This window comes from Rhodococcus sp. BH5 (genome assembly GCF_027583855.1).
In the GTDB taxonomy this organism is placed as follows: Bacteria; Actinomycetota; Actinomycetes; order Mycobacteriales; family Mycobacteriaceae; genus Rhodococcus_F; species Rhodococcus_F qingshengii.
In genome coordinates this window covers 33,602-45,846 of the sequence record NZ_JAJHVW010000010.1, presented here as the reverse complement: position 1 = coordinate 45,846, position 12,245 = coordinate 33,602, and the positions used below count along the sequence as shown (strand labels likewise).

The following is a 12,245-nucleotide window of genomic DNA, read 5'->3' as shown; positions in this document are numbered from 1 at the left end:
ATGTCGATCGAGACGGCGTCTGCCGAGATAGCATCGATGCTCTTGGCAGACGGGCGTCTGCCTACCGGCGGTCACGCGCACTCGTCGGGGTTGGAACCGGCACTGGCGGGCGGACTCCTGCAGAGTCAGGTCCCTGACTTCATTCGCGGTCGACTCGAAACAGTCGGACTTGTCGAGGCCGCTTCAACGGTGGTCACGCGCCGCTGGGCCGTAAGTGAGGGTAGTGCAGGCGAACTCGAGGACATCTCGAGGGAACTGCTCGCTCGGACTCCCAGCGCACCGCTGCGTGAGGCGTCGATTCAGCTCGGCCGTGGGCTGGCGAGACTGGCGTCGCGATTGTGGCCGCAGCACCCCGCGGTGCAGATGCTCATGGCGCTGCCTGGGCATCCGATGCGTCCGCTCGCGTTGGGCGTCTTCACGGCGGTCTCCGGGATGGACGACCTACAGGCAGCCAGATCTTGTTTGTACGACGACGCCCAAACGGTGGCGTCGGCGGCATTGAAGCTACTGCCGGTGGATCCGGCAGAACCGGTCGAATGGTTGCTCCGAGCAGCCCCGACCATCGAAACCGTCGCCGCGGCTGCCGTAGCCGTCGAGGGCGTCGCAGATATACCCGCAACAACAGGGCCGTTGGTCGAACAATGGTCACTCGAACACCACGCTCGATCCAGGAGGATTTTCCGTGCTTGACAACCTGAACAACACCACCACTGCTGCAAGAGGTTTGAGGCTCGGCGTTGCCGGCCCCGTCGGCACCGGCAAAAGCACCCTCATCGCCACCATCTGCCGCGAACTCGCGGCGGAGTACGAGATCGCGGTGGTCACCAACGACATCTACACCGACGAGGACGCGCGACTGTTGCGCGCGGCCAACGTTCTGCCGATCGAGCGCATCGTCGCAGTCGAGACCGGTGCGTGCCCGCACACGGCTATTCGTGACGACGTCACGCCGAACCTCATTGCGGTCGAAGACCTCGAGCGTCAGTTCCATCCCCTCGACATGGTGATCGTGGAAAGCGGCGGTGACAACCTGACCGCCACGTTCAGCCCGGCACTGGTCGACGCCCAGATCTTCTGCATCGACGTCGCGGGCGGCGGAGACGTCGCCCGCAAGGGCGGTCCCGGCATCGAGCGGGCAGATCTGTTGGTGGTCAACAAGATCGACCTGGCCCCGTACGTCGACGTCGACGCGGTCCAGATGGTTGCCGATGCCACGGCCGCGCGTGACGGACTTCCCGTTCTCGCGCTCAGCCAGAAGGATCACTCAACGATCGACCAGCTCAGTGCGTGGCTCCGCCAGGTCATCGCATCCCATCGCGCGGGTAGTCACACCCCGCAGGATCCGGGGCCGATGGCGCCGCACTTCCATGCCGATGAAGAAGACCACGGTCACGGTCACGGGCACAGCCACTCTCACACTCACTGATGCGCACTGGAGCTACGAGGGTCGTCGTCGAGAGAGTGGGTGACACCGCTGTTGCGCGAGAGCTGATCTCGGGCGACTTCCTGGCCCCGCGGTTCGTCGACGCTCGCGGGCTCACCGTGCGAATTGCCCTGGTAGGGCACAGCGCAACGCTGTTGGCCGGCGACGACCTGCGTATCGACTTCGTGGTCGCACCCGGTACGTGTCTCGAGGTGATCGAGCCGTCCGGGACCGTCGCGTACAACGCACGCGGTGGCCGGGCGTCGTGGTCGGCTTCGGCGAGCGTCGGTGCCGGTGCGGCGCTGATCTGGCGTGCGGCACCGTTTGTCGTCGCCGGCGGCGCGGATGTGACCAGGCGCGTGGATATTTCACTGGAATCCGATGCCGTTGCGCTGCTCGACGAGATGATCGTGTTCGGCCGGACCGGCGAAACCGGCGGTGCGCTTCGCTCGGATCAGCGCATTACCGTCGACGGCGACGCGCTGCTCGTGGAAACTCTCGACCTGCGTAGCGTGCCGGGCCGTTCGCTGCCGGGGATTCTCGGTGGCCATCGCGTGCTCGGTACGACCATGCTGTTGGGGATGAAGACTACCGACGACGTCGAAGGGCACGTGACGCCGCTGGCGGGAGCAGGGATGCTGGCACGGGCCGTTGCCGACCACGCACACGAGGCGAGCGCAGCGTTGGATCCGATCTGGTCGCAGTGGCGTGGGCGATTTTCGCAGAAGTACACCGACTGATTCGCCCTACCGTCACACTTCGGGAGGCCGCGTCGTCCAGTATGTGACCAGGCCGAAGAGAGCCGGGCGCACAGGTTTGACGGAGGCATCATGCGAATTGTTGTTCTGGGCGGAACCGGCCAGATGGGAAAGTTGGTCGTCGAGCAGGCAAAGGTAGGGGGCCATGACGTGGTCGCTGCCGCTCGATCGACGGGAGTCGACATCTCCACGGGTGCAGGGTTGGACGAGGCATTTGCCGGCGCAGACGTGGTCGTCGACGTGAGTGATCACGTCACCAACAGTGCCAAGAAGGCTGTCGAGTTCTTCGAGACCGCAGCCAGAAATATCGCCGCGGCGGAAACCAGAACTGGCGTGAAGCATCACGTGTTGCTCTCGATCGTGAACTGCGACGATCCGCAGTTGAAGTCCTTCGGGTACTACCAGGGGAAGGCTGCGCAGGAACGCGCGGTGGAAGCGTCGAGTATTCCTTTCACGATCCTGCGATCCACTCAGTGGTTCGAGTTCGGCGAGAAGACGATCGCGCTGTTCGGACTGGGGCCGATCGCTATGGTTCCTCGGATGCGGTCACAACCGGTGGCAGCGAAGACCGTTGCCGAGGCGCTCGTGACCTGCGCTCAGAACGGTCCGACCGGGAGGGCTCCGGACCTGGCCGGGCCCGAGGTCCTCGAGATCCCGGCCATGACGCGCGAGATCTTGAAATACCGTGGCCGACGTAAGTGGCTGATCCCGATCTCGATGCCGGGAGCGGGTAAGGCGATGAAGGGTGGGGCGTTGCTGCCCGCGCCGGGATCCACAACTGCAGGACCCACGTTGGAAACCTGGTTGCACGAGAACTGAATAGGAAAGGCGGCCGCGCAAGTGCGCGGCCGCCTTTTACTCACGTGGACGGTTGGGTTCAGAGATCCGGGTACGAGGTGAGGTTGTCGACCTTCTCGGTGGTTTCGGGCTCTTCGGGCAGCTTGCCGGTCACCAGGAAGATGACGCGTCGGCCGACCTCGACGGCGTGGTCGGCGAATCGCTCGTAGAAGCGGCCGAGCAGCGTGACGTCGACTGCGGCAGCAACGCCGTGCTTCCACTCACGGTCCATGAGGACGGTGAAGAGGTGGCGGTGGAGGTCGTCCATCGCTTCGTCTTCTTCGCGCAGACGGGCAGCGCGCTCGGGGTCGCGGGTCTCGAGGACGACCTTGGCGGCCGCACCGATGGAGACAGCGATGCGTCCCATCTCGGCGAAGTAGCCGTTGACCTCTTCGGGAAGCACGTGGTTGGGATGTCGGCGGCGCGCGATCTTGGCGACGTGCAGGGCGAGTGCGCCCATGCGGTCGATGTCGGCGACGATCTGGATTCCGCTGACCACCGAGCGCAGATCTCCGGCAACGGGAGCCTGCAGGGCGAGCAACGCAAACGCGCGCTCCTCGCAGATGGTGCTGAGTTCGGTGATCTTGTCGTGTTCGCCGATTACTTGTTCTGCCAGGGACAGGTCTGCCTGGAGCAGGGACTGGGTGGCGCGCTCCATAGCGGCACCTGCCAGTCCTGCCATCTCGCCGAGCGTGTCTGCAAGCTCGGTCATCTGTTCGTTGTAAGCCACGCGCATGAGGTCAGAGCCTACGTGCCGTGAAAGACCAAGTCACAAGCACCAGGTGAACGCAAGGTGAATGAACGCGTGTCAGTCGCAGGTGGTGTCGCCGGCGTTGACGCTGGCGATGTCGGCGGGCAGAGCCGTCGAGGTGCTGGTGTCGACCGACGTCGGATTTGCCGCCAGGATGGTTCCCGGGTCCGCGGGGGCGACGACGGTGCCGGCGAAATTGCTTCCGACGACGACCTCGATCATGTCTCCCATGCTCGGAGCGAGAACCAGAACCGCGCCGGGAATCGACGACGCGACCGTCACCGCTTCAGCCTCGTAACCTGCGGCGTAGCGCACGACGGTGGTCGACGCTTGAGCATTCGCCAGGCCGGTGGCTGCGCTGAAGTTACCGACCGTGGAGATCTGGAAACCGTAGGCCGCGAGGCTGTCGGCGATTGTCGCGGCCTGCCCGGCGATTCCCGACGCGTTGGAGACGTCGACCGAGATGTTGTAGGCGCTCATTGCCTCGACGGAAGTGGCGGCCGGCGGCGTGCTGGACGTAGGAGCGGTTGTCGTGGAACTGGTCGACGACGGTGTGGTGTCCTCGCGCTCTTCGCCCGGAAGCGGATCGTCGTCGATGATCGCCTGGAAGAGGGACTTGATCTCGTCCGTGCGAGGAATCTCGTTGCCCCAGTCGTTGGTGCCGTCCGTGGGGACCGTCAAGAACGTGACCGCGCCTGCGTCGACGTTCTGGAGCGAGCGACCGAGGGTGACCAGTGACTTGGTGTCGATGTTTTCGACGAACGTGTCGCTGGTGAAGGCGTTGATGAATCCGTTGAGCTTGCTCGGATTCAGGAGGACCTGGTTGGACAGGGCCGAGCGGAGCAGCGCCGACAGGAACTTCTGCTGGCGGGTGATGCGCCCGTAGTCGCCGTTGCCCTCGGCTTCGACGTGGCGAGCACGCACGTAGTTGAGGGCGGTACGGCCGTCGAGCATCTGCGTGCCGCCGGAGGCGAGGACGGTTCCGAGGATGCCGTCTTCGATCGGTCCGGGGGAGCAGACGTTCACACCGCCGACGGTGTCGACCATGCGCTCGAAACCGGCGAAGTCCATTCCGACGAAGTGCCCGATTTTCAGGCCGGACATCTTCTGGATGACCTTGACCAGGCATTTGGGGCCACCGAGTGCGTATGTCGCATTGAGTTTGTCGCCGCTCGCTGCCGGGAAGGTTTCGCTGGTGTACTTGCCGGCGTCGTTGTCCCATCCCTGACAGATCGGACGTTCGACGTCGAGGTCACGCGGGAAGGAGACGGCGACGACGCGGCTTCGGTCCGCGGGAATGTTCACCAGCATGACCGTGTCGGCTCGGGCGCCTTCGGCGTCTTCGACGGTTCCGGCGCCGATCTCACCGCTCGCACCGGCGCGGGTATCGGTGCCGATGATCAGGTACGTCTCGTCGCCGAGTTGACCACCGGCGTCGATGATGTCGTCGGACTCGGTGTCGAGTGCCGCAATCTGATCGAATCCGCCTTCGACCGAGCGCAGATAGCCCCACACGACGCCGGTCAATGCGAGAGACATGACGGCCAGGAACGCTACTGCCGATCGGCCGATCACTTTTGCGCGATGGCGGCGGCGAATCTTGCTTTGCGCCAGACGAGTGGCGCCGGTGTCACCGACTACCCGCGGCACTGCGGAGGTGACGGGATGTTCTTCGGTGATCCAGTCCGCAGCGGCGGGCGGAACGGTCGGACGGGCGGGAATCGGCCGGGCGGGGGGCGGCGACGACGCTGCTGAAGATTGAGTCTTGGGTGGTACGGATTTGTTCGGCGCCGGCTTGGGCGGCGTAGCCGGGGCTGGTGGCGGCTTCTTGTCGCCTACCCGACGGACCAACTCGGCGACCGAAACAGAGTCGTCGGTCGGAGGCGAGTCCCGTCGCCCGGTACGTCCACTGCTGCGACGCTCCGGGGGACTGGGTGGTTGCGGTGTTGGTCGCTGGGGTGTGGCAGGGCGCTGGGGCGTTGCCGGTTGGTCCGGTCGGGCGTTGCGGAAGCGCTTGTCTGCGAGCGGACGTTCCCAGGGGGCGCGGCTCTCGGGCGGAGGTGGGCCCGAATCGTGATCATCACCCACCGATGCAACCTGTCCCGTCGTCGACTGTCAGTAACTCGTCATTCAGATGCCGGCGTCAACCGGTTGTCGACGAAGCTGGAGCCATATTACTGGTGAATCCTGAGTGCTTCACTCAGAAAGTGATGTGAGTAATCCGACGGCGTGTTTTCGCTAGCCACCAGAGTGCATCATGTCAGCTCCCACCGGCACAAGGTCGTCTTCGGGATCGTCGAGCCAACCTTCCGGGAGTGCTACCTGACCGGGTGAGCCTTGGCGTCCGCGCGGGCCTTCGGCGTCCTTGGGGAACGGGACGTCGTGGTCGAGCTGTCCGAGCAGATCGTCCAGTTCGGACAACGTGCTGACCAGAGCCATCGAGACCCGCAGATCCGATCCGACCGGGAACCCACGCATGTACCAGGAGACGTGCTTGCGAAGTTCGCGCAGACCCTTCATTTCACCGTGATGTGCGGCGAGCAGTTGGGCGTGACGGGCGATGATCTTGGTGACTTCGCCGAGCGTCGGCGGCGTGGCGATCTGTTGTCCGTTGAGAGCTGCGCTGAGTTCCGCGAACAGCCATGGCCGTCCGAGGCAGCCGCGTCCGACGACGACGCCGTCGCAGCCGGTCTCGTTCATCATGCGGGCAGCATCCGAGGCGTCGAAGATGTCGCCGTTGCCGAGGATCGGCACGTCGGTGACGTGTTCCTTGAGGCGCGTGATCTCGTTCCAGTCAGCAGTGCCGGAGTAGCGCTGCGACGCGGTACGTGCGTGAAGTGCGACGGCAGCGGCGCCTTCAGCTGCGGCGATCCGGCCGGCGTCGAGGTGCGTGTGATGTTCGGGGTCGATGCCGACGCGCATCTTGACGGTGACCGGAATGTCGGTGCCTTCGGTGGCGCGCACGGCTGCCGCGACGATCTGACCGAACAGTCGACGCTTGTACGGTAGCGCCGATCCACCGCCCTTGCGGGTCACCTTGGGTACCGGGCAGCCGAAGTTCATGTCGATGTGATCGGCCATGTTCTCGTCGACGATCATCTTGGCCGCGGCGTAAGTCGTATCCGGGTCGACGGTGTACAGCTGCAGCGACCTGGGCGTTTCGGTCGGACCGAACGTGGTCATGTGCATCGTGGCGGGTTGGCGTTCGACGAGCGCGCGGGCGGTGACCATCTCGCAGACGTAGAGCCCGGACGTGCTGCCTGCACGTTCGAGTTCGAGTTCACGGCACAGCGTGCGGAAGGCGACGTTGGTGACGCCCGCCATGGGTGCGAGGACCACGGGGCTGTGCAGCTCGAGTGAACCGATACGAAGGGATGACATGTCTACCTCTGAACAAATACTTGTGACAATTGGAAGTGCCCGGTACCGAATCCGGTACCGGGCACAGAATAGCTGGTGAAACTAAGAAGCCTGCTGTTCGCGCTTGGCGGCTTCGCGTGCGAGCATGCGATCGCGCTGTTCCTCGAACTTCGTCGCGTTGGCGGCGAGTGTCTCGAGGAAGGCCGCCAACTCTTCGCGCGTGTTCTCGCCTTCGGCGCTGAAATCGTTGCGCTCGAAGATGTTCCACTTACGCAGGACAGGCCAGACGACCTCGTCGAGGTGCTGGCGAAGGTCGTAGATGCCGTGCTTGGCCATGAGGGCGCCGTTGCGGCGGAAGTTCGGCATGCCGGCACCGGGCATCTGGAAGTTCTGGACGATGTTCGCCACAGCCTTGAGCGCCTGATCGGGAGCAAGATCGAGCGCGGCGGCGCAGATGTTGCGGTAGAAAATCATGTGCAGGTTCTCGTCGGCGGCGATGCGCTGAAGCATCTTGTCGGCAATCGGCTCGTCGCAGGCCTTGCCGGTGTTGCGGTGGCTGACGCGCGTCGCGAGTTCCTGGAAGGTCACGTAGGCGACCGAGTGCAGCAGGCCGGCGTCGCCCTCGTCGATGGGTGCGCTGTAACCGTTTGTCATGTGTTCCATGCGGAAGCGCTCGAGCTCGACGGGGTCGACTGCGCGCGTGACGACGAGGTAGTCACGCATCACGATGCCGTGGCGGTTCTCCTCGGCGGTCCACCGGCCGACCCACGTTCCCCAGGCACCGTCCTGCGAAAAGTTCTCGGCGATCTCACGGTGGTACGACGGCAGGTTGTCCTCGGTGAGCAGGTTGGTGATCATCGCGGCGCGAGCTACCTCGCCGAGTTGTGACTGTTCGAGACTCCAGTCTTCGCCGCCCATGGCTGCGAAGTTACGGCCCTCGTCCCACGGAACGTAGTCGTGTGGATGCCATTCCTTGGCCATGGAGATGTGGCGGTTGACGTTCTCCTCGGCAACCGGCTGCAGCTCTTGTAGCAGCTCCAGCTGCGTCAGAATCCTCGTCATTTCTTGCCTCCATGTTGAGTGAATGCGCGACTTCGCCCCAGCCTACGGCACCGTAGGTTTGAAAAGAATGGCATGAAAATTGCTCCCCTCGAGGGATGTTACCGATCCGTAGTTATCCGGGGGCACTTTCACTACCAAGTCGTTCTTTCGACGTAGTCGCGGAAAGTCCGGGCGGGATCGGACAGCTTGCGACTCTTCGACCAGATCAGCCCTATTTTTCGCTGTGCTCCTTCGATCGGTACATAGACGACTCCTTCGGCCCAGATCGGTGGATCCTGAACCGGCATGACCGAGACACCGAAGGACGCGGAGACCAGTCCGCCGACCGTTGCCAGCTCGCTGCTCTCGAAGACGAAATTCGGAGTGAATCCTGCGGCCGCGCACAGTTCATCGAGAATTCTTCGCATCCCGAAGTTCGGATGCATACCGATGAACGGTTCGTCGGCCGCGTCCGCAAGCTCGACCGAATGCAACTTCGCAAAGCGATGATCAGCCGGAACAGCCAATGCCAGTGACTGCTGGGCGATCTGCATCCACGCCACCTGCGGATCGCGCGGCTGAGGCGAGACGACGGCCAGGTCGGACGTGCCGGCGGCGATTCTGTCGACCAGGAACTGCGCGCTGTCCTGATGCAGTTCGAATCGCACTCCGGGATACTCGACGCGGTATCCGCGCAGCATGTGCGGCACCAACCAGGTGCCGAACGAGTGGAGGAAGTCGAGTCGGACCGTGCCGCTCTCGGGGCTCGCCAGCGACTGGATTTCGGTCTGCGCGGCGTCGAGGGCACGCAGTGCGATGCGAGCATGTCGATAGAGGATCTCGCCGTACCGGTTCAGTTCGAGTCGGCGTCCCTGACGGTCGAAGAGTGTCACGCCGATCTGTCGTTCGAGGCGAGCGAGTTTGCGCGAAAGGGTCGGCTGCGACAGGTGAGTCAGATCCGCGGTAGCGGTCACCTGTTGGGTTTCGGCGAGCACGACAAACCATTCGAGGTCTTCGGTCAGCATCACGAACCCAATCTATATACCTCTGGAGCATATAGAACACCAAGTTTATGCATTTTCTTTTGCCGAGTCTGGGCGGGAGGATTCTTACCGGAGGTAAGTGATGCCTGGAGGTACGTGGTGACTGTCGAGAATGTGATCGAATCCGAAGTGATGCCGCTTCGCCGCGGAACATCGGGATATCGAACCGTGACCGTTGCGTTGTTCGCGGCCGGGCTGTCGACGTTCATCTCGATGTACGCGGCACAGGCGTTGCTGCCTGCGTTCGCCGAAGACTTCCACGTCTCGCCTGCGGTGTCTGCGCTGTCCGTCTCGGCGACGACGGGCATGTTGGCGTTGGCAATCATTCCGGCCAGTGCGCTCTCCGAGCGCTTCGGTCGCACGCGGGTGATGATCGCGTCGGCGTCGGCGTCCTGTGTGATCGGTTTACTTCTGCCGCTGAGTCCGACGATCGAGGTTCTGCTGGTCGGACGCGCAGCACAAGGATTGGCTCTGGCCGGTGTCCCGGCGGTGGCGATGGCCTATCTGGCCGAGGAGGTCGATCGGAAGGACCTCGGTGCAGCGATGGGAAGGTACGTCGCCGGCACGACGATCGGTGGGCTGATCGGACGGCTCGTGCCGTCGGCCGTCGTCGATTTCAGTACGTGGCGTTGGGCGCTGTTGACTGCGTCCGCGCTGTCGGCATTGTTCGCGCTCAACATGATCCGGCGGCTTCCCGCGTCGAAGTTCTTTCGCCCGCAACCGATATCGGCGCGCACGATCGCGTCGAATCTACGACGCCACCTTGCGAACCCGTCGCTGCGAACACTCTTCGCTTTGGGATTCATCCTGATGGGCGGCTTCGTGTCGATCTACAACTTCCTCGGGTTTCGGCTCACGGCAGCACCTTTCGGCCTTCCTGAAGCGCTTGTGGGCCTGGTGTTCCTTTTCTACCTTGCCGGAACTTTCACCTCGGCGGTAGCCGGCGGGGCCTCTGACCGACTGGGTAGGCGCAGCGTGCTGCTCGGGTCGGTTGTCGTCATCGGTATCGGCCTGGCACTGACCGTTCCGGACAATCTGGCGTTGACGCTCGTGGGGATGCTGCTCTTCACCGGAGGATTCTTCGCCGCACATTCGGTGGCCAGCGGTTGGGTGGGGCTGATCGCTACCGATCACCGGGCCGAGGCGTCGGCGTTGTATCTGTTTGCCTACTACGCGGGTTCGTCCGTGGCGGGCGCCCTCGCGGGTCTTGCATACGCGGGTGGCGGTTGGGTCGGGGTCAGTACTTTTGTGGGCGCGCTGCTGTTGGTTGCGTTTGCCTTGTCACTGAGGATGTTTCGATCTTCGACGATTGACTGAACAGAGCACTGCGGCGACCCCGAACGGGATCGCCGCAGTGCGTTCTGTCGAGCGTCTTACTTCTTGCCGCCGCCGAGGAGGCCGCCGAGCAGGTCTCCGAGGCCGCCGCCACCGGATCCACCCAGGATGCCGCCGAGTGCGCCGCCGATGCCGCCGCCGGAATTGCCGCCGCCGCCGAGAATTCCGCCGAGGAGATCCCCGAGCCCGCCGCCACCGGAGGCCTGAGTCTGCGCGCCGGCACCGCCACCGGTGAACTGCTTGGCGAGGTAGGCCAGGACGATGGGAGCGAGGATCGGCAGCAATTGCTTCACCAGATCGTTTCCACCGCCGCCACCGACACCGCCCAGTGCGCTGGCGACCTGATCGGTGTTGCCGCCGAAGATGTTCGAGACGATCTTCTGACCGTCAGCGGTGTCGACTTTGCTGATGTCGACGCCGTCGTCGAGAAGGCTGGTGTCGGCGTGAGACTGCAACGCGCTTTCCAGCGAGGCTGCACCGGCGGGATCCTGCGCGTTGGCGCCGAGGCCACCGACGAGGGTCGGAAGTGCAGTCTTGACCGCCGATTCGGCAGTTGCCTGGTCGACGCCGAGTTGCTGCGCGATCTGGTCGATGGGGATCTGGGATAGAAGGTCGTCAAGCGATGCCATTGATGCCCTACCTCTTCTGGGGTACTACTCGTCAGTACCCGGCTGTTGCAGACACTAGTGAATGTCGGCGTCGACGGTAACCCTCCGGTTGCCGAGCGGTCAGGCTCGGGTCTTCTCGCGGGGGACCAGGCACGCTAGGAGAGCGAGAATCAGTCCGCCGGCCGTCAGAATGAATCCTGTCTGATTTGTCAGGATCGTGGAGTAGTTTTCCCTGATGACATTGTCGAACTGATCGTTCACGCGGTAGTAGAACGTGCCAAGAGTCCCCAATCCCACGATAATTCCGATCCATGCTGCGATGCGAGAACCGAACAATGCGGCGATCAGAATCAATACGGCGGCGGCGAGCAGAAGTATCGCCATCGACCGGTAGAAGGTCACGGACTGATCGCCGAGTTGCTCGATTGCCCACCCTGCCGGAAAGCCGTCCCGCAGGTCCTCGAGGCGAACATTGTCGGGTTTGACCCCGGCCAGTACGTACATGAACGAGCCGACGGCAACGGCGATTCCACAAATGAGCAGAACGAGATGAACTAACGTGCGCATGCCAGTCTCCCTGTGTTCGGAGTTCGGTGACGCGGTCGTCGCCGAGCCTAGCTGTGTCGCGGGTGTCAAGCTCGGTATCGAGCGTGCAGAATCGTCTCCATGCCCGACAACATGCGTCGACTCGAAGAGATCTCGCTGTCGCTGCCGGAAGCGGAGCGCGTCGACATCGAAGCGTGGGACGGCCACCCGACGTTCCGGGTCCGCGGCAAGAACTTCGTGTTCTGCAACCTCGAAGCCACCTCCTTGACCGTCAAGCTGAGCAAGGAGGAAGCCGAAGCGGTGGTGGCCACCGAACCAGGCGCAAGTGCTGCGGGCTATGGACTCGGTCGACACGGGTGGGTTGCACTCGACATCGGCACCGACGTTTCCGAGGAGAAATGGTCGCAACTGGAGGAGTGGATCTACACCTCGTTCACCCTCGTTGCGCCGAAGCGGCTTGCCCGGATCGTTCTCGATGCGGATGAGGAACGCCCGTAACGGATAGATTCGTCAGTACAGACGCCGACTAGACGAGGAATTGTC

At 63.5% G+C, this 12,245-nt stretch carries 13 protein-coding genes; 6 read left to right on the top strand and 7 right to left on the bottom strand.

Going from position 1 to position 12,245, the window contains the following annotated elements; translation table 11 throughout:
• From RhoBH5_RS23445 to RhoBH5_RS23430, 4 genes are all read left to right on the top strand, one after another.
• A complete protein-coding gene (locus RhoBH5_RS23445; protein ID WP_007733855.1) occupies positions 1-690 on the top strand; it encodes an urease accessory protein UreF in 690 nt (229 codons plus the stop codon).
• Entirely contained in the window at positions 683-1,426 is a 744-nt protein-coding gene (gene ureG / locus RhoBH5_RS23440) for an urease accessory protein UreG (protein WP_270008854.1), read from the top strand. The genes RhoBH5_RS23445 and ureG overlap by 8 nt, the downstream gene beginning before the upstream one ends.
• Positions 1,426-2,163 carry an urease accessory protein UreD gene (locus RhoBH5_RS23435; protein ID WP_270008853.1) on the top strand — a complete coding sequence of 246 codons (738 nt, stop codon included), beginning with the start codon at positions 1,426-1,428 and terminating at the stop codon, positions 2,161-2,163. The genes ureG and RhoBH5_RS23435 overlap by 1 nt, the downstream gene beginning before the upstream one ends.
• A 90-nt stretch (positions 2,164-2,253) precedes the next feature.
• Complete coding sequence (locus RhoBH5_RS23430) at positions 2,254-3,000, top strand: SDR family oxidoreductase (protein WP_270008852.1); 747 nt, start codon at positions 2,254-2,256, stop codon at positions 2,998-3,000.
• Positions 3,001-3,058: 58 nt separating this feature from the next.
• Here the strand turns inward: RhoBH5_RS23430 and phoU are convergent, their stop codons facing one another.
• The 5 genes from phoU to RhoBH5_RS23405 form a co-directional block, all read right to left on the bottom strand.
• Positions 3,059-3,754 carry a phosphate signaling complex protein PhoU gene (phoU, locus tag RhoBH5_RS23425; RefSeq protein WP_003940130.1) on the bottom strand — a complete coding sequence of 232 codons (696 nt, stop codon included), beginning with the start codon at positions 3,752-3,754 and terminating at the stop codon, positions 3,059-3,061.
• 72 nt (positions 3,755-3,826) lie between these two features.
• A complete protein-coding gene (locus tag RhoBH5_RS23420) occupies positions 3,827-5,857 on the bottom strand; it encodes an LCP family protein (RefSeq protein ID WP_042451384.1) in 2,031 nt (676 codons plus the stop codon).
• 150 nt (positions 5,858-6,007) lie between these two features.
• Positions 6,008-7,150, bottom strand: a complete 1,143-nt coding sequence (gene dusB, locus RhoBH5_RS23415; RefSeq protein ID WP_003939756.1) for a tRNA dihydrouridine synthase DusB — start codon at positions 7,148-7,150, stop codon at positions 6,008-6,010.
• Between the two features lie 81 nt (positions 7,151-7,231).
• A complete protein-coding gene (locus RhoBH5_RS23410) occupies positions 7,232-8,191 on the bottom strand; it encodes an acyl-ACP desaturase (RefSeq protein WP_003940492.1) in 960 nt (319 codons plus the stop codon).
• A 131-nt stretch (positions 8,192-8,322) separates the two neighbouring features.
• Positions 8,323-9,198 carry a LysR family transcriptional regulator gene (locus RhoBH5_RS23405; RefSeq protein ID WP_080726688.1) on the bottom strand — a complete coding sequence of 292 codons (876 nt, stop codon included), beginning with the start codon at positions 9,196-9,198 and terminating at the stop codon, positions 8,323-8,325.
• A 147-nt stretch (positions 9,199-9,345) separates the two neighbouring features.
• On the opposite strand from RhoBH5_RS23405, the gene RhoBH5_RS23400 reads away from it, so the two are divergent.
• A complete protein-coding gene (locus RhoBH5_RS23400) occupies positions 9,346-10,530 on the top strand; it encodes an MFS transporter (protein WP_167349871.1) in 1,185 nt (394 codons plus the stop codon).
• Between the two features lie 56 nt (positions 10,531-10,586).
• On the opposite strand, the gene RhoBH5_RS23395 is transcribed toward RhoBH5_RS23400, so the two are convergent.
• Together RhoBH5_RS23395 and RhoBH5_RS23390 are read right to left on the bottom strand one after the other, a co-directional pair.
• Positions 10,587-11,177: a DUF937 domain-containing protein gene (locus RhoBH5_RS23395; RefSeq protein ID WP_003940105.1), complete on the bottom strand. Its 591-nt coding sequence runs from the start codon at positions 11,175-11,177 to the stop codon at positions 10,587-10,589.
• A 99-nt stretch (positions 11,178-11,276) separates the two neighbouring features.
• On the bottom strand, positions 11,277-11,723 hold the full coding sequence (locus RhoBH5_RS23390) for a hypothetical protein (RefSeq protein WP_003939955.1): 447 nt from the start codon (positions 11,721-11,723) through the stop codon (positions 11,277-11,279).
• A gap of 99 nt (positions 11,724-11,822) precedes the next feature.
• Between RhoBH5_RS23390 and RhoBH5_RS23385 the strand changes: the two genes are divergently transcribed.
• A complete protein-coding gene (locus RhoBH5_RS23385) occupies positions 11,823-12,200 on the top strand; it encodes an MmcQ/YjbR family DNA-binding protein (protein WP_020908916.1) in 378 nt (125 codons plus the stop codon).
• Positions 12,201-12,245 lie beyond the last annotated feature (45 nt).

What these genes read in the sequence shown, in the direction of transcription:
- RhoBH5_RS23445 (WP_007733855.1), top strand. Translation starts at nt 1, where the DNA reads ATGTCGATCGAGACGGCGTCTGCCGAGATAGCATCGATGCTCTTGGCA.
- RhoBH5_RS23435 (WP_270008853.1), top strand. Translation starts at nt 1,426, where the DNA reads ATGCGCACTGGAGCTACGAGGGTCGTCGTCGAGAGAGTGGGTGACACC.
- RhoBH5_RS23430 (WP_270008852.1), top strand. Translation starts at nt 2,254, where the DNA reads ATGCGAATTGTTGTTCTGGGCGGAACCGGCCAGATGGGAAAGTTGGTC.
- phoU (WP_003940130.1), bottom strand. Translation starts at nt 3,754, where the DNA reads ATGCGCGTGGCTTACAACGAACAGATGACCGAGCTTGCAGACACGCTC.
- dusB (WP_003939756.1), bottom strand. Translation starts at nt 7,150, where the DNA reads ATGTCATCCCTTCGTATCGGTTCACTCGAGCTGCACAGCCCCGTGGTC.
- RhoBH5_RS23410 (WP_003940492.1), bottom strand. Translation starts at nt 8,191, where the DNA reads ATGACGAGGATTCTGACGCAGCTGGAGCTGCTACAAGAGCTGCAGCCG.
- RhoBH5_RS23400 (WP_167349871.1), top strand. Translation starts at nt 9,346, where the DNA reads ATGCCGCTTCGCCGCGGAACATCGGGATATCGAACCGTGACCGTTGCG.
- RhoBH5_RS23395 (WP_003940105.1), bottom strand. Translation starts at nt 11,177, where the DNA reads ATGGCATCGCTTGACGACCTTCTATCCCAGATCCCCATCGACCAGATC.
- RhoBH5_RS23390 (WP_003939955.1), bottom strand. Translation starts at nt 11,723, where the DNA reads ATGCGCACGTTAGTTCATCTCGTTCTGCTCATTTGTGGAATCGCCGTT.
- RhoBH5_RS23385 (WP_020908916.1), top strand. Translation starts at nt 11,823, where the DNA reads ATGCCCGACAACATGCGTCGACTCGAAGAGATCTCGCTGTCGCTGCCG.